Consider the following 15622-nt stretch of genomic DNA (forward strand, 5'->3'; position numbering starts at 1 on the left):
GAGGCGCGCAACGTCGTGCCGTAGGTGCGAATTCATTCGCACATTCAAGCGCAACCACGCACCATCGATGTGCGAATGACTTCCCACCTACGCATCGATGCGGTAGTCCGCCTGTTGCTTGGCGAAGGCGATGAAGTAATCGAGCGACGCGGGATTTTGCATGGCATCGCGACTGACCGCCTTGCCGAGCTCGTAGCCCATGAGGATCTTGCGCACCGGCACTTCGAGTTTCTTGCCGGTCAGGGTGTAGGGTATGGCGTCGACGGCGTAGATCCTGTCCGGCACGTGACGCGGCGAGCAGGCGGTGGCCAGCGCGTCGTTGATGCGTTTGACCAGCGCCTCGTCCAGCGTCACGCCGGCCGCCAGGCGCACGAACATCGGCATGAAGAAACGCCCGCCCGGCAGGTCGAGATTGACGATGAGGCTGTCCTCGACGCCCTCCACGCGTTCGACGGTGCGATAGATCTCGGCGGTGCCGATGCGCACGCCGTAACGGTTGAGGGTGGAATCGGAGCGGCCCTGGATGAAGCAGCCGCCGCGGCGGTTGATTTCCAGGAAATCGCCGTGGCGCCAGCAGCCGGGGAACTCGCGGAAATAGGAATCGAGGTAGCGGCGGTTGTCCGCATCGTTCCAGAAATAGAGCGGCATGGTCGGCATCGGCTGCACCACCACCAGTTCGCCTACTTCGTCCAGCACCGACTGGCCGAACTCGTTGAAGGCATGCACGTCGACGCCGAGGCCACGCACCTGGATCTCGCCCGCATACACCGGCGTCAGCACGCTGCCGGTGACGAAGCCCGCGGCGATGTCGGTGCCGCCGCTCTGCGAGGTCACCCACAGGTCACGACGCACGTTGTCGTACAGCCACTGCATGGATTCGGGCGTGACCGGCGAGCCGGACAGGAGAATGCCTTCCAGTGCGTCCCAGGCATCGATGTCGCTGGGCTTGACGCCGCTCTTCTGCATGAGACCGACATAGGTCGGACTGGCGCCGAACAGCGTGGCGCGCGCCGCGGCGGCGATGCGCCACAGCACGTCTACCTGCGGCGCGGCCGGGTGGCCGTCGTACAACACCGCCGTCGCACCCACCGCCAGGCAGCCGACCATCACGTTCCACATGATCCAGCCCGAGGTGGTGTAGAAGAACAGCACTGAGCCAGGCTTAAGATCGCAGTGCAGGCCGAGGCCCTTGTGCAGCTCGACCGTGATGCCGCCATGGCCGTGCACGATGGCCTTGGGCAGGCCGGTGGTACCCGACGAATAGACTATCCACAGCGGATGATCAGCCGGCACCTGTTCACACACCAAGGGCTCGGCGGGCGTGCTGTCCATCAGCGTCTGCCAGTCGAGCGCGCCAGCCGGCAAGCTCGCCCGCGGATCGAGATAGCGAACCATCACCACCTGGCGCAGCGACGGCAGGGCCGCGACTATTTCTTCCACTTCGCCGCGCCGATCGTAGGGCTTGCCGTTGTAGAGATATCCGTCGGCGCAGACCAGCACGGTCGGCTCTACCTGCGCGAATCTGTCGAGCACACTCGGCACGCCGAAATCGGTCGAACAGCACGACCACACCGCGCCGAGACTGGCGGCGGCCAGGAAGGCCACCATGGTGTGGGGAATATTGGGCATGAAAGCCACCACGCGATCGCCCGGCTTGACGCCGAAACCACGCAGCGCGGTGGCGAAGCGCGCGACCTGCGCGGCCAGCTCGTCCCACGTCAGCTCGGTGAGCGGAATGTGCTCGGCGGCGTACTTGATCGCCGCCTCGCCGGGCCGCGCGTGACGCATCACGTGTTCGACGAAATTCAAACGCGCGCCGGGAAACCACTCGGCGCCCGGCATGTCGCGTTTGCCCAGCACCTTTGTGAAGGGCTGCGAGGTCTTGATGGCGTAGAAGTCCCACACCGCCGCCCAGAACTGCTCGATGTCGGCCACCGACCATGCGCGCAGGCTTTCGTAGTCGCCAACATGCACGTCGCGCTCGGCGGCCAGCCAGCGCATGAAGCGCGTCAGTTCCGCGCGTTCGACGCGCGCCGCGTCCGGGGTCCAGAGTAGGTCGCCTTGTTGCACCATGATTTGCTTCCTCGTCTTGGTCGCGCGTGTTCAGCGCGCGGCCACGGTGGCGAGCCGCGTGCGCAGCGCCGCGACCTCGGCTTCCAGTTCGGCGATACGCCGGTCCTTGGGGTTGCCGAGCATCACGCCCTGTACGGCGTCCGGCGCCATGACGATGGGCGCCGCGCCCGGCGCGTTGGCCAGGATGGGACCGGCGTTGTCGCCCCACGCGCCGAAGAACGGCAGCGCCGCGTCGGGCGCGGGCTTGACCCACTCGGCGCAGAACTCGTCGAAAGGCCGACCGCGCGCGATGCGCGCCTGGCGCAGTTCCGCGCGCCGCGCCGCGGTCGCCGCTTCATCGACCAGGCGCGTGTGTTCGTCGAACACCACTGCGTAGACCTCGCGCGCCACGGCCGGCGTCAGGATCGCATCCTCGATGTCCTGCATCACCAGCGCCGGTTCGCGTTCGAGCACGTCGCCATAGCCACCGCCCGCGCCCTGGCAGATCATGTAGACCTCGCCCTCGGCACAGATCTCGAACGGCATGCCGGCGTCCTGCATCACGTAGCGACCACCGGGTATGGCCTGTTCGTTCATGAGTTCGACCATGCTGAAACGGATGCGCTCGGGCGCGTCGCGCATGGTGTCGAACACGTTGACGTCCTTGATCTTGGCGAGCGGATAGGCCGGGCAGGCATAGCCGCCGAACAGGCCGTAGGCCGAGGGATGCTTGGCGCCGCACTGGCCGGTCATGAAACCGAACTGGTCGGAACCCTTGACCGTCACTATCTGCTCGTAGCCGAGGCCGCCGCGGTGTTTGCCGAAGCCCATGCGATCGACGGTGAGCTTCTGCGCCACCAGGCGCACGAACGGCAGTTCCTCTTCGGCCAGTTCGAATTCGCCGGTGTCGGCGAAGGAACCGAAAGTCGGCGACATGGCATGTTCGCCGTCGTTGTCCTCGCGGCCGCCGGCGCCATTGCCGTTGATGTCGGCGCAGAAGTTGCCGGTCACTTCGATGTGCTGGGTGAGCCCGCCGTAGACGAAGGTCGCCGGCTGGTTGTAATGGCTGGCGTTGATGGCGGTGTAGCGCGTCGGCATGCAGTACAGGAACTTCGCCATCACCAGGCTCGGCGTCGACAGCGCGCGGAACAGCGGCAACAGGCTCATGGCGTTCGGCGCGTCGTCGGATGGATCGAGCAGCGAATTGCGATTGGTGATGATGTCTATCGGACTGAAGGCGCCCTGGTTGGCCGGCAGGTCCGGCCAGATATAGAGCACCACGTTCGACAGCAGCGAGGCTTTCAGGGAACCCAAGGCGGCGTTGATGGAGCGATTGCGCAGCTCCGGGCAGGCGCCGCGAAAGTCGAAGCTCATGGCGTCGCCCTTGACGGTGATGGCGATGGGCCACTTGGCCAGCACGTGCTCGCGGAGCGAGGTGTCGATATAGGTGTTGATGCGGCACACGCCGTCGGGCATGGCCTCGATGCGACGCTTGACCTCGGCCTCGGTGTCTTCCAGCGTGCGGCGCAGGGTCGCCACCACGTAATCGCAACCGAATTCCTCGATGATGGCGAGCATGCGTTCGCGCAGACGCACGCAGGCCTGCAGCTTGACCTTCATGTCGAAGAATTGCAGCTTGGGATCGCGCACCGAGTTCTGCAGGAAAGTGACCAAGTCGCGCTTCAATTCGAAATTCTCGGCGCACTTGAACGGGCACATCTTCAAGCCCTCGTCGAATTTCGATTCGGCGATGGCCGGCATGCCGCCCGGTTCGATGGCGCCATTCTCACCCTCGTGGATGGTCGAGGCTATCCAGCACACCACTTCGCCATCGTGGAACACCGGCATGATCATCGACTGGTCGGTGTTGTGGATGTTGCCGTAGCGCGCGTCGTTGTGGATGAAGGCATCGCCGTCGCGCACGCCCACCGAGGCGTCGTGCATCCAGTACTTGCGCACGAACTGCACCGGGTAGTGCGACACGGCGGCGAAGCCGACGATGCCGTGCGGCCCCATCTGCGTCAGATCGCCCGAGGCCGTGAACAGCGCCGACACCAGGTCGCCCCACTTGGCGCCGGGCGCGACGCCGGTCTGCTCGACCATGGTGAACACTTCGTCTAGCGCCGAATTGAAGCGCCCGCGCACCAGGTTGATGATGTTGTCGTCAAGCGCCGCGTTCAGCACGCGCTCTTCCACGGCGCTGCGCGGCGCGAGCTTGTGATTGCGCATGATGTCCGGGTCCGGTGCGTAGAACAGGCGGTTCTCGTTCAGGAACTCGTCGAGCAGGCGCTGCTCTTCCTGGTTGAGAGTGGCGCCCGAGGCGGCGTGCTGGTGATGATCTTTCATGTTGATGTGCTCGTGGGGTCAGCCGCCGGTCAACCACGCCGCGCCTTGTTCGGCGGCATGGAAATTCCAGCCCGGTTCGACGAGATAGGTGGTGGCCGAGGTGGTGACGATGGCCGGCCCATCGATGCTGCTGCCGGGTTCGAGCGCGCGCTCGTCGTAGAGGCGCGTGGCGAGCGGCGCATCGACACCGATGAAATGACAGTCACGCGTACCCAGGCACTCGACCGCCAGGCGTTGCGGCGGCGGCATGATGCGACCGAGCGGCACCTTGGCACGCTCGACGAAGGACGACACGCGCACCGTGTTGATGCGCACGCCGGCCTCGGAGGCCTGCGAACCGGCGCCGAAGCGTTCGCCGTAGCGACGGTGAAACGCCGCGATCAGCGCCAGCACGTCGTTGACGCTGGCGAAACGTTCGATGTCGAAATTGACCGCGGTCTCGGCGCGCTGGTTGCCGTAACGCATGTCGAATTCGAGCCGGTAGCGGATGTCTTCCACCGCCACGCCCTGGCGCGTGAGGTCTTCGCGACCGCGGCGCTTGAGATCCTCGATGGTGGCATTGAGCGGCCCGTAGTCGGTCAGCACCTTCTTCAACACGGTGTGGAACACCACGGTGTAGATGGACTGCTCGTGGATGTGCAGCTGGTCGACATTGCCGGCGCCGAGCGCCGAGAACACCGAGGAGAACGGCGGCACCAGCACGCGTTTCACGCCCAAGGCGCTGGCAATGCCGCAGGCATGCAGGGGGCCGTTGCCACCGTAGGCCAGCATGGTGAATTCCGACGGCGAGTAGCCGCGTGCGCGCAGCTCCGTGGCGATGCCGTTGGCCATGGTGTGATCGACCGTGTGCTTGATGATGCGCGAGGCCGACACCACGTCGCCGCCGAGCGTGGCACCGAAAGCGTCGTGCATGGCTCGCTCGGCACGACGGGTATTGAGCTTGATGCGGCCGCGCGCGTAGTTGTCCGGGTCGAGATAACCGAGCAGCAGGTCGGCGTCGGTGACGGTCGCGTCGCGGCCGCCGCGGCCATAGCAGGCCGGCCCCGGATTCGAGCCCGCCGACTCGGGCCCGATCTTGACGCGCTTCAGCAGCGCGTCGTAGGAGGCTATCGAGCCGCCGCCCGCGCCGAGCGTGACGAGGTGCACCATCGGCACGCTCACCAGCCAGCGGTCGATGACGGGATTGAAGTCGTAATGGCGCTCACCATCGGCGGTGACGATGCCGATGTCGAAACTGGTGCCGCCCATGTCGGTGGCGATGACATTGCCGAGGCCGCCGGCCACCGACAGGTGCTCCGACGCCGCGATGCCCGCCACCGGCCCGGAATGCACGGTCTCGAGGGCATCGGTGGAATTCAACTGCGCCATGCCGCCCGAGTTGTGGTTGATGAGCATCGGCTTGGCGTAGCCGTTGGCGCGCAGGCTCATCTCCAGTGCGCCGAGGCCGTGGTACATGACGTTGTGCAGGAAGCCGTCGACGATGGCCGACATCGAGCGCGTGTATTCACCCTTGCGCCCCGCTACCTGGTGCGCCAGCAACACCGGCACCGCGCCGAGGAAATGGCCGGGGTATTCCTCCAGGAACAATTCGCGCACGCGCAGTTCGTGCAGCGGGTTGACGACGCTGTTGGTGAGCGACACCACCAGGGTTTCGGCGCCCTCGTCGACCAACGCGCGCAGCTGCGCGCGCACGTCGTCGTCATCGACCGCCATCAGCACCGCGCCGTTGTAACCAATGCGTTCGCGCACCGCGCGGATGAGCGGTGTCGGCACCAGCGGATCGGGACGCCGCGCGCGCGGCACGTCGTGCTGCCGTTCGAACGACAAGCCATCGCCGTGGCCGCGGGCGCGCGACAGCGGCACGGTGCTGTCGAAGCCGGCCGTGACCAACAGGCCGATGCGCGGCCCGCGCCGCTCGATGAGCGCGTTGGTGCCGAGGGTGGTGGCATAGCGCACCGAATCGACCCGCGACAACAGCTCACGCTTGCTGATGCCGAGCTCGGCGACCGCGAGCTCCAGCGCTTCGTTGAAACCGGTGGCGAGGTTGTGATGGGTGGTGAGCGCCTTGGCCTGCACGTGGCGCCCGGCCCAGGCCACGAAGCAGTCGGTGAAGGTGCCGCCGATGTCGACCGACACGCGATTCATGTCACCGCTCATGCTCAAGCCTCCCGGCCGTGCACGTGACGCGCGCGGCGCTGCGGGCGTTGCAGGCTTTCCGGCGACGGCAGGCTGCCACCGTGGGCGGCGGCCCATGCCGCGGCCTTCGCCTTCAGCGAATCGATGTCGAGTTCGATGTCGCGGATCGGTGGATGGCCCGGCACGGTGTACTCGGTTTCCACCAGCGTGCCGCAGCCCGGACAGTAATACTCGAGCAAGGCGGTATAGGCCGGGTCCGGTGAGAAGGTATAGGCGTACTTGTCGGGGTCGATGAGGGGACGATGGACTTCACGCGGATCGCGGTCATGCACCAACAAACCGCGCTTGTAGTTGTCACGCGCATTGCCGAGGTCGCGCGCGCAGCGTCGACACTGCCAGCGTTCGTTGACCAGGTCGATAAGGAGATACTCGGTGATACAGATTTTCATCGCGTCGTCCTGGCGGCAATCAACAGGCGGCCGTCCGCGCGACAACGGCGGAGTCGACCAGGCAAAGTAGAGTGGTCACGCCTGCGCGACGCGACCGGCGTCGAGTATAACAACTAAGAAAAGAACGAATGCTTGCGGACGATCAAGCAGCGCGTGCGCTTTCGTCCATCATCGCTTGCACGTTCGTTCAAGATGCGCGTGCTGCAACGCGCCTTGAACATCGACGCGCGCGCCGTTGCACGCACGTTCAAGCAATCATGACGTGTACCATGCGCCCTCGCGCTTGTCGGCGAAGCTGGCCAGGCCCTCGGTCGCTTCGGCACTGCGCCGCTTGGTCGCGTGCTCGTCGACCAGCCGCGCGAACAGCGCATCGTCGATCGTGGCGTGGGCGCAGCGCAGCGCCGACAGCTTGCTCAAGGCCTGCGCCTCCGGCGCGACTTTCAACAACGCATCGATGATGGGCGCGGCGCAGGCGTCGAGCTGGCCGGTGTCGCACACCTCGTGCACGAGCCCCAAGGCCTCGGCACGGCGCGCATCGAAGCGCTCGCCCGACAACGCATAGCGCCGCACGTTGCGCAGCCCCATGGCCGCCACCAGCTGCGGGAAGATGATGGTCGCCGCCATGCCCCAGCGCGCCTCGCTGATGGCGAACATGGCGTCGCGCTCGGCGATGACGATGTCGCAGGATGCGACGATGCCAGTGCCGCCGCCGACGCAGAAGCCGTGCACCAGGGCCAGCGTCGGCTTGGGCATTTCATTGAGGCTGCGCATCGCTTCGGCGGTGGCGGTCGAAGCGGCGTGGTTGGTGGCGGCGTCCATCGCAGCCACCTGGCGCAACCACTTGAGATCGGCGCCGGCCTGGAAGTGCGCGCCGTTGCCGCGTACCACCATCACCCGCACCCGCGGATCGGCGGCCAACGCGGCACAGGTCTCGATGAGGCCCTCGAGCAGGTCGGCGTTGTAGGCGTTGTTGAGCGCGGGGCGGTTCAAGGTCACGGTGGCGACGCCGCGGGCGTCGAGGCCGGAGAGCACGGCGGGCTCGCTCATGGTGAAGTCTCCTGTTCGGGCGTTGCGACGATGATAAACGCGGAAGACGTCCGCGTCGGCGCAGCCCGATCATGGCCTGACATCGGGTCTGCGCGCATCGATTGCATTCGTGCATTGAAAAGGCCCGCGCGGCACGTTTGAATGGCGCACGAATTCACTCCGACAGGGCTGCGTCATCAACATCATGTCTTCGCTCTCCCACGCCCTCAAGCTCCATGGCGACGGCCGGCTCGATGAAGCGCGGCAGGCGTATCTCGATATCCTGGCGCATGCGCCCGACGCCGATGGCGCCCTGCATTATCTCGGCATCCTCGAGCATCAATGCGGGCGCAGCGAGAGCGGGCTGGACCTCCTGGCGCGGGCCCTCGATCTCGCGCCGCCCCAGGCCGACAGGCTCAACGATCTCGGCAACGTGCTGACCGAACTCGAGCGCCTGGAGGAAGCCGTCGCGGCATTCGCGGTGGCCGCCGAGCTCGCGCCCGGCGACGCCAATTACAGCAACAACCTCGGCGCGGTGTTGATGCGCCTCGAGCGGCTGCCCGAGGCGCTGGCGGCGTTCCAGCAGGCGCTTGCCGGCGATCCGGCGTTCGTGCCGGCGCTGAACAATCTCGGCGATCTCTACAGTCGCCGGCGCCAGGCCGACGAAGCGGCGGAATATTACTGTCGCGCCTATGTCACGGGCCCCCTGCACGACAAGCCCAAGCGCATGCTCGGCATCGCCTACTACACCTTGAACCGCATCGAGGAAGCGGCGGCGATCTATCGCGCCTGGGTGGCCGAGGAGCCGCACAATCCCATCGCGCGCCACCTGCTGGCGGCGTGTTCGGGCGAAGATGTACCGGGGCGCGCCGAGGATGCGTTCGTCGAAGCCGTGTTCGATGAATACGCCGACAATTTCGACAGTAAGCTGGTCAAGAGCCTCGGCTACCGCGGCCCCGAATACATCGCTGCCGCGCTCGAACGCCACCTGCCGGGCGCGCGCGGTTTGCGCGTGCTGGACGGCGGCTGCGGCACCGGCCTGTGCGGACCGGTGTTGGCGCCCTGCGCGGGCCACCTGGCCGGCATCGACCTGTCGGCCAACATGCTGGCGCGTGCCGCCGAGCGCGGGCATTACCACGCGCTCGAGAAAGCCGAACTCGGCGCGTGGCTGTCGTCGCACGGCGCTGCCTACGATCTCATCGTCATCGCCGACGTGCTGATCTACTTCGGCGCGCTGGCCGAAGTGTTCGCCGCCGCCGCCCACGCGCTGACGCCGGGCGGACTGATGATATTCACCTTGGAGATCCACGCCGGCGGCAAGCAGTCGCCGCCTTTCGTAATCAAGCCCAGCGGCCGCTACGGCCACGCGCCGGGCTATGTCGAAGAGACCTTGGCGGCCCAGGGTTTCGAGTTGCTCACCAGTCACGCGGTGGTGCTGCGCGAGGAATTCACGCAGCCGGTGGCGGGCCTGGTGGTCAGCGCGCGGCGCGCGGGCGGCAGTGACGCGGCGGATTGAGGCACGCGCCGCGTCGCGCGCAGCGCGGCTATCGTTTCAATCCGCGTCGGCTTGCGGCGCGCCTTCCTCGCACAGCGCGCGAAAGCCCGCCGCCAGGAACGGGATCATGCGCGCATGGATGGCGTCGAGATCGGTGGCCTTGAAGCGTCCGCCCGACAGTGAATCGACACGGCCGGTCTCGGCGAACGTGACGGTCATGGCGCCGAGCAGGAAATAGAACCCCCAGTACAAGTCTTCCTCGCGGGCCTTGGGAAACAGGCGCAGGATGCGTTCGATGAAGACCTTGGCCACCGGGTCGAACTCGGTGGCGATGATGTCCGGCTGCCAGCGCGGTGAATTGGTGATCTGCGCGATGACCCGCGCGTAGTTCTTCCAGCCCGGCCCGCCGCGCATGCTGCGTTCGAGGAACGGCGCGGTGAAAGCGTGGATCAACTGTTCGATGCTGGCGCTGTCATCGAGCTCGGCGAGCAGCGCGAAGCGTTGCGCGTTCAAGGCCTCGGCACGGCGCCGCACCACCGCGCGGAACAATTCGAGCTTGGGCCCGAAGTGGTAGTTGGCGAGCGCCAGTTCCACGCCCGCCTCGCGCGTGATGTGGCGCAGCGACACGCCGTCGTAACCCGAGTCGGCGAACAGCTTCTCGGCCGCGTCGAGGATGCGTTCGGGCGTGCCGGGTTGAGTCTTGTCGACGGTCTTGCGGGGTTTGCTTGCCAAGATGCGGAGGGATGGTTTAGTTTTGAACGCTCGTTCAATTATTAATGGATTCGGGGGGCCGGACAAGCTGCGCCGCCCGCTCAGCCAGGGGAGACAGCTTTGAGTTCCTACCTTTGCGGCCTCGATATCGGAGGTACGTTCACCGATTGCGTGCTGATGGATGAAAGCGGCCAGATCACCATCGCCAAGGCGCCGTCCACGCCGTCGAATTTCGCCGAAGGCGTGATCGAGGCCATCTCGCGCGCCGCCGCCAAGATTGGCAAGGACCTGCCGCAGCTGCTCGACGCCATCAGCGTGCTGGCCCACGGTACCACGGTCGGCACCAATACCATCATCCAGCGCCGCGGCGCCAAGGTCGGATTGATCACCACCAAGGGTCACAACGACGTGATCCACATCATGCGCGGCTCGCGCGGCCTGGCCGGGCAGGATATCAAACTCATCGTGCACATACCCGAGAGTTCCAAGCCCGAGCCGCTGATCCCCAAGCGCCTCATTCGCGGCGTGTCGGAACGCGTCGACTGCTTCGGCAAGGTGGTGGTGGAGCTCAACGAGGACGAAGCGCGCCAGGCCATCATCGAACTGCGCGACGCCGGCTGTGAAGCGCTGGCCATCTGCACGCTGTGGTCCTTCCTCGAACCCAAACACGAGAAGCGCATCAAGGAGCTCGCGCAGGAACTGGCGCCCGAGCTCTACGTCACCTGCTCTTCCGAACTCGCGCCCAAGTGGGGTGAATACGAGCGCACCACGGCGGTGGCCCTGAATGCCTACATCGGCCCGGTCACGGTCGGCTATGTCACGCGTCTCGACAAGCAACTGAAGGCCACGGGCTTGAAGCCGCCGCTGCAGATCACGCAGTGCGCCGGCGGCACCATCACCGTGCGCAAGGCGCAGGAAGCGCCGCTGCTGACCCTGGACTCGGGCCCCGTCGCCGGCGTCACCGGCTCGGTGTTCCTCGGCACACTGATGGAAACGCCGAACATCATCACCACCGATCTCGGCGGTACCTCCTTCGACGTTGGCGTGATTCACAACGCCAAGCCCATCGTCACCTACAAGAGCCTCGTGCATCAGTACGAATACTTCCTGCCCAAGGTCGACGTGCACACGCTCGGCACCGGCGGCGGCAGCAAGGTCAGGGTCGACAAGGCCACGCGTTCCTTGCGCGTCGGTCCCGACAGCGCCGGCGCCGATCCCGGCCCGGTGTGTTATGGCAAGGGCGGCACCGTGCCGACCACCACCGACGCCGATCTGGTGCTCGGCTATCTCGACCCGGACAACTACGCCGGCGGCACCATGAAGCTCGACTACGCGGCCGCCGCCGCCGCGCTCAAGAAACTCGCCGATGAAATCGGCATGGGCCTCTACGAATTCGCGAGCGGCGTGGCGACCATCGCCGAATTCCAAATGGCGGATCTCATCCGCAAGATGACCGTCACCAAGGGCCTCGACCCGCGCGAATTCGTGGTTTACGCCTTCGGCGGCGCGGGCCCGGTGCACATGGGCGTGGCGGCACGCGAATTGGGCGTGGCCAAGGTCATCGTGCCGCAGGGTGATACCGCCGCGGTGTGGTGCGCATTCGGTGCGGCCTCGGCCGACATCCTGCATGTCGATGAGCAGGTCAGCATCATGTCTTCGCCGTTTGATCTCGCCAAAGTGAATGCCATGCTGGCCGGCCTGCACGAGAAAGGTCGCGAGCACCTGCTCGAGGACGGCGTCGATGCCACGCGCCACCAGTTCCGTTTCTCCATCGACATGCGTCATCGCGGCCAGATCAACGAAGTGGAAGTGGACCTCGATGGCGGCGTGCTGGACCAGGCCGGTCTCGAGCAGCTACGCGAGCGTTTCGTCGCGCGCTACGAACAGCTCTACGGCCGCGGCGCCGCGCTGCGCGGCGCGCGCCTCGAGATGGTCACGTTCCGCTGCCGCTCCTCGGCGACTTCGCTGAAGCCGAAACTGGTGGCATCCAAGGACCTCACCGAAGTGATACCGGCCGACGCCCAGACCGGCACCCGCGACATCTACTGGGCGGAATGGAAGAAGCTGGCGCCGACGCCGATCTTCAACGGCTACAAGCTGAAACCCGGCAATGCCATCGTCGGGCCCTGCGTGGTCGAAACCACCACGACCTCGATGGTCGTGCATCCGAACCAGCGCATCGCCGTCGATGCGCTGGGCAATTTCTTGATCGATCCCAACTGGGTTTGAGGGGAGACACACCATGCCACGTATCAGCGAAATGACCGATGTCGATTTCAACGGCATCGAAAACCCCTACGTGCCGCCGAAAGAGCTGCGCATTTCTCCCAAGCTGAAACTGCACCGAGCCTGGGACGAGAATGTCGACCCGGTGACCTATGAAGTCATCCGCCACAACCTGTGGCAGATCAACGAAGAGCACGGCGCCACCATCCAGCGCCTGTCGGGCTCGCCGGTGGCGATGTATGCGCTCGATCTCAATCCCTCGATCCTGACCGAGGACGCCGAGTTCGTGTACTTCGGCCCCTACATGCAATACATGTCCGGCGTCACCGACACCCAGGTCAAGTGGACCATGGAGTTCCGCTCCGACAACCCCGGCATCAATGAAGGCGACATGTTCATCGCCAACGATCCATGGGTGGGCGCCGCCCACCAGCAGGACGTCATGCTGTTGTGCCCGGTGTTCTGGGAAGGCGAGCTGTTCTGCTGGGTGACCAACTGCCTGCACCAGTACGACATCGGCGGCATCACGCCCGGCAGCTTCTGCCCGTCGGCCGAATCGGTGTACGAGGAAGGCATCATGCTGCCGCCCCTCAAGATCATCGAGAACTACGAGATCCGCCGCGACATCGAGGCGGTCTACCTGCGCGCGTCGCGCAAGCCGCAGCTGGTGGCGCTGGATTTCCGTGCGCAGGTGGCCGGCAACACCACCGCGCGCGATCGCGTGCTGGAACTCATCAAGCGCTACGGTGCGTCGACGGTCAAGGGCGTGATGAAGCGCGTCATCGACAATTCCGAGAAGTCCTACCTCGAGAAGATGGCGCGCCTGCCCGATGGCGAATGGTACGACCGCACCTACATCGAAGCCTGCCGGCCCGGCGATCGCCGCACCCACCGCGTGGTGCTGGGCATGCGCAAGGAAGGCACCAAGCTGACTTTCTTCAACGACGGCTCGGCCGCGCAGGAAGGCGCCATGAACGCCACCTACTCCGGCTGGCGCGGATCGATCATGGTCGCGATAAACGAGCTGTTGTGCTGGGACCAGTACTTCGCCTGCGGCGGCGCGCTGCGTCATGTCGAGTTCGACCCCACGCCGGGTACGCTCAACTGCGCGAACTTCCCGGCCTCGGTGTCGACCGCGCCGATCCAATCCATGGAGATCTCGCTCTATCCCGCCTACAACGTCATCTCCAAGATGATCTACCCCGACCAGGAGCTGCGCCGCGACATCATGTGCATCGGCGGCACCAGCCAGTGGCCGGCGACCCTGTTCCGCGGCACCGACCAATGGGGTGAGCGTTACGGTTACCTGCTGGTCGACCCGATAGGCGGCGCCATCGGCGCATTCTCGATGGCCGACGGCATCAACACCGGCGGCCAGGCGCGCACGCCCATCTGCCAGTTGCCGAACATCGAGCACACCGAGCAGAGCTTCCCGGTGCTGTTCCTGTATCGCAAGGAGTTGCCGGATTCCGGCGGCGCCGGCCAGTATCGCGGCGGCCTGTCGGCGGAGTCATGTTTCATACCGCACAACACCGACTTCATCACCCAGGACACCCTGTCGTCGGGCAATGCCACGCCGACTTCGCCCGGCATGATGGGTGGCTACCCGTCCACCACCAATGCCTACACCTTCCTGCGCGAGACCAATATCTTCGACAGCATCCAGCGTCGCACCATGCCGGGCGACACCTCGGAGATCAGCGGTCGCGAGGAAGTACTGCAACTGCGCCAGGAAAATTTCCAGCAGCATGCGGCCGACGTCTACGCGGTGCGCTGGACCGGTGGCGGCGGCTTCGGCGATCCCTTCGACAGGGCGCCTGCCGACATCGAGAAGGATCTCGAGGATTACGCCGTCACGCCTGAAGCCGCGCGCAGCATCTACGGTGCGGTGCTCGATGCTGACGGCAATGTCGACATCGAAGCAACCGCCGCCGAGCGCGCGCGCATCCGTCGTGGCCGTTTGAACGGCGGCGCCGGCAAGCGCCGTCCGGGCGAGCTGGTGTTCCAGGCCAGCCCGCTGCTCGATGCACGCCGTGACGGCCAGGGTCAGTACTGGGCATGCAGCAAGTGCTCGGCCGAACTCGGTCCGCTCAGCGACAACTACAAGCATCACTGCATTCGTGAGGACAACCCGGTGTCGAGCTCCAATCCCCTGATTGGCGACCCGGCGCGTTACATCGACGACGCGGTGAGTTTCCGGCAGTTCTTCTGCACCGGCTGCGGCGCGCTCATCGACAACGAGATTGCCGTCAGCAGCGATAGTCTCTTGCACGACGTGGTGCCGGCGTTGTGAATGTGCGAATGAATTCGCACCTACAAGGACCTTTGTAGGTGCGAACTTGTTCGCACGTTCACCCCACCCATTGCCCACAGGAACCCCGCCATGAACTACGAATGCATCACCGTCACGAAAGCCGAGCATGTCACGCGCATCACCTTGAACCGCCCGGCGGTGATGAACGCCATCAACCAGCGCATGCACGATGAACTGCAGGCGGCGTTCGACGACTTCGCGCGCGACGACAGCCAGTACCTCGGCGTGGTGTCGGGCGCCGGCGAGCGCGCGTTCTGCGCCGGCAGCGATCTGAAATCGATCGCGGCTGAAGGCAAGATGCACGTCTATCCACGCAGCGGCTATGCCGGCCTCATCGAACGCTTCGATCTGGACAAGCCGCTGATCGCGGCGGTCGATGGCGTGGCGGTCGGTGGCGGCTTCGAAGTGGCGCTGGCCTGCGACATTATCGTCGCCACGCGTCGCTCACGTTTCGGCCTGCCGGAACCGCTGGTGGGCGCGGTGGCGCTCGGTGGCGGCATGCATCGCCTCGCCCGCCAGGTCGGGCTCAAGCAGGCGATGGGCATGATCCTGAGCGCCGACATGATCGGCGCCGAGCAAGGCTATCGCATGGGCTTCGTCACCGAGCTGGTCGATCACGATGAGCTCGAGGACAGCGTTGCGTCCTGGTGTCAGCGCATCCTGCGCTGCGCACCGCTCGCGATCCGGGCTTCCAAGCACACCGTGATGCGCGGTCTGGACGAAACCAGTCTTGAACTCGCCATGGCCCACCAGCCCGACTACCCGGCCTTCAAGGCCTGGTACGAATCCAGCGATCGCATCGAAGGCGCAGCGGCGTTTGCGGAAAAGCGCCCGCCGGATTGGAAGGGGCGCTGAAGGATTCAGCAT

The 15622-nt window shown here is 65.6% G+C and carries 10 protein-coding genes; 4 read left to right on the top strand and 6 right to left on the bottom strand.

Annotated elements, in window-relative coordinates:
* Positions 1-87: 87 nt before the first annotated feature.
* The 5 genes from IPM80_08290 to IPM80_08310 form a co-directional block, all read right to left on the bottom strand.
* On the bottom strand, positions 88-2073 hold the full coding sequence (locus tag IPM80_08290) for an acetoacetate--CoA ligase (protein ID MBK8958425.1): 1986 nt from the start codon (positions 2071-2073) through the stop codon (positions 88-90).
* Positions 2074-2103: 30 nt separating this feature from the next.
* On the bottom strand, positions 2104-4398 hold the full coding sequence (locus tag IPM80_08295; GenBank protein ID MBK8958426.1) for a hydantoinase B/oxoprolinase family protein: 2295 nt from the start codon (positions 4396-4398) through the stop codon (positions 2104-2106).
* 18 nt (positions 4399-4416) lie between these two features.
* Positions 4417-6543: a hydantoinase/oxoprolinase family protein gene (locus tag IPM80_08300; protein MBK8958427.1), complete on the bottom strand. Its 2127-nt coding sequence runs from the start codon at positions 6541-6543 to the stop codon at positions 4417-4419.
* A 14-nt stretch (positions 6544-6557) separates the two neighbouring features.
* Positions 6558-6983, bottom strand: coding sequence for an acetone carboxylase subunit gamma (locus IPM80_08305; protein ID MBK8958428.1), 426 nt, complete (start codon positions 6981-6983; stop codon positions 6558-6560).
* A gap of 255 nt (positions 6984-7238) precedes the next feature.
* Entirely contained in the window at positions 7239-8030 is a 792-nt protein-coding gene (locus tag IPM80_08310) for an enoyl-CoA hydratase/isomerase family protein (protein ID MBK8958429.1), read from the bottom strand.
* A 184-nt stretch (positions 8031-8214) separates the two neighbouring features.
* Here IPM80_08310 and IPM80_08315 point away from each other — a divergent pair, with 184 nt between their 5' ends.
* Positions 8215-9525 (top strand): tetratricopeptide repeat protein, encoded by a 1311-nt coding sequence (locus IPM80_08315; GenBank protein ID MBK8958430.1) that lies wholly within the window; start codon positions 8215-8217, stop codon positions 9523-9525.
* Between the two features lie 36 nt (positions 9526-9561).
* Here the strand turns inward: IPM80_08315 and IPM80_08320 are convergent, their stop codons facing one another.
* Positions 9562-10236, bottom strand: coding sequence for a TetR family transcriptional regulator (locus IPM80_08320; protein ID MBK8958431.1), 675 nt, complete (start codon positions 10234-10236; stop codon positions 9562-9564).
* Between the two features lie 99 nt (positions 10237-10335).
* Between IPM80_08320 and IPM80_08325 the strand changes: the two genes are divergently transcribed.
* The 3 genes from IPM80_08325 to IPM80_08335 all read left to right on the top strand — a co-directional run bounded on the left by IPM80_08325 (position 10336) and on the right by IPM80_08335 (position 15610).
* Positions 10336-12444 carry a hydantoinase/oxoprolinase family protein gene (locus IPM80_08325; GenBank protein MBK8958432.1) on the top strand — a complete coding sequence of 703 codons (2109 nt, stop codon included), beginning with the start codon at positions 10336-10338 and terminating at the stop codon, positions 12442-12444.
* 13 nt (positions 12445-12457) lie between these two features.
* The gene (locus tag IPM80_08330) at positions 12458-14734 is read left to right on the top strand and encodes a hydantoinase B/oxoprolinase family protein (protein ID MBK8958433.1); all 2277 of its coding nucleotides are present in this window, start codon (positions 12458-12460) and stop codon (positions 14732-14734) included.
* 90 nt (positions 14735-14824) lie between these two features.
* Entirely contained in the window at positions 14825-15610 is a 786-nt protein-coding gene (locus IPM80_08335) for an enoyl-CoA hydratase/isomerase family protein (GenBank protein MBK8958434.1), read from the top strand.
* The last annotated feature ends 12 nt before the right edge of the window (positions 15611-15622 follow it).

This window comes from Pseudomonadota bacterium, assembly GCA_016719885.1.
Classification (GTDB): Bacteria; Pseudomonadota; Gammaproteobacteria.

Bases quoted from the DNA above. Each gene is read 5' to 3' on its own strand.
- IPM80_08290 (MBK8958425.1), bottom strand. From the start codon at position 2,073: ATGGTGCAACAAGGCGACCTACTCTGGACCCCGGACGCGGCGCGCGTC.
- IPM80_08295 (MBK8958426.1), bottom strand. From the start codon at position 4,398: ATGAAAGATCATCACCAGCACGCCGCCTCGGGCGCCACTCTCAACCAG.
- IPM80_08300 (MBK8958427.1), bottom strand. From the start codon at position 6,543: ATGAATCGCGTGTCGGTCGACATCGGCGGCACCTTCACCGACTGCTTC.
- IPM80_08305 (MBK8958428.1), bottom strand. From the start codon at position 6,983: ATGAAAATCTGTATCACCGAGTATCTCCTTATCGACCTGGTCAACGAA.
- IPM80_08310 (MBK8958429.1), bottom strand. From the start codon at position 8,030: ATGAGCGAGCCCGCCGTGCTCTCCGGCCTCGACGCCCGCGGCGTCGCC.
- IPM80_08315 (MBK8958430.1), top strand. From the start codon at position 8,215: ATGTCTTCGCTCTCCCACGCCCTCAAGCTCCATGGCGACGGCCGGCTC.
- IPM80_08330 (MBK8958433.1), top strand. From the start codon at position 12,458: ATGCCACGTATCAGCGAAATGACCGATGTCGATTTCAACGGCATCGAA.
- IPM80_08335 (MBK8958434.1), top strand. From the start codon at position 14,825: ATGAACTACGAATGCATCACCGTCACGAAAGCCGAGCATGTCACGCGC.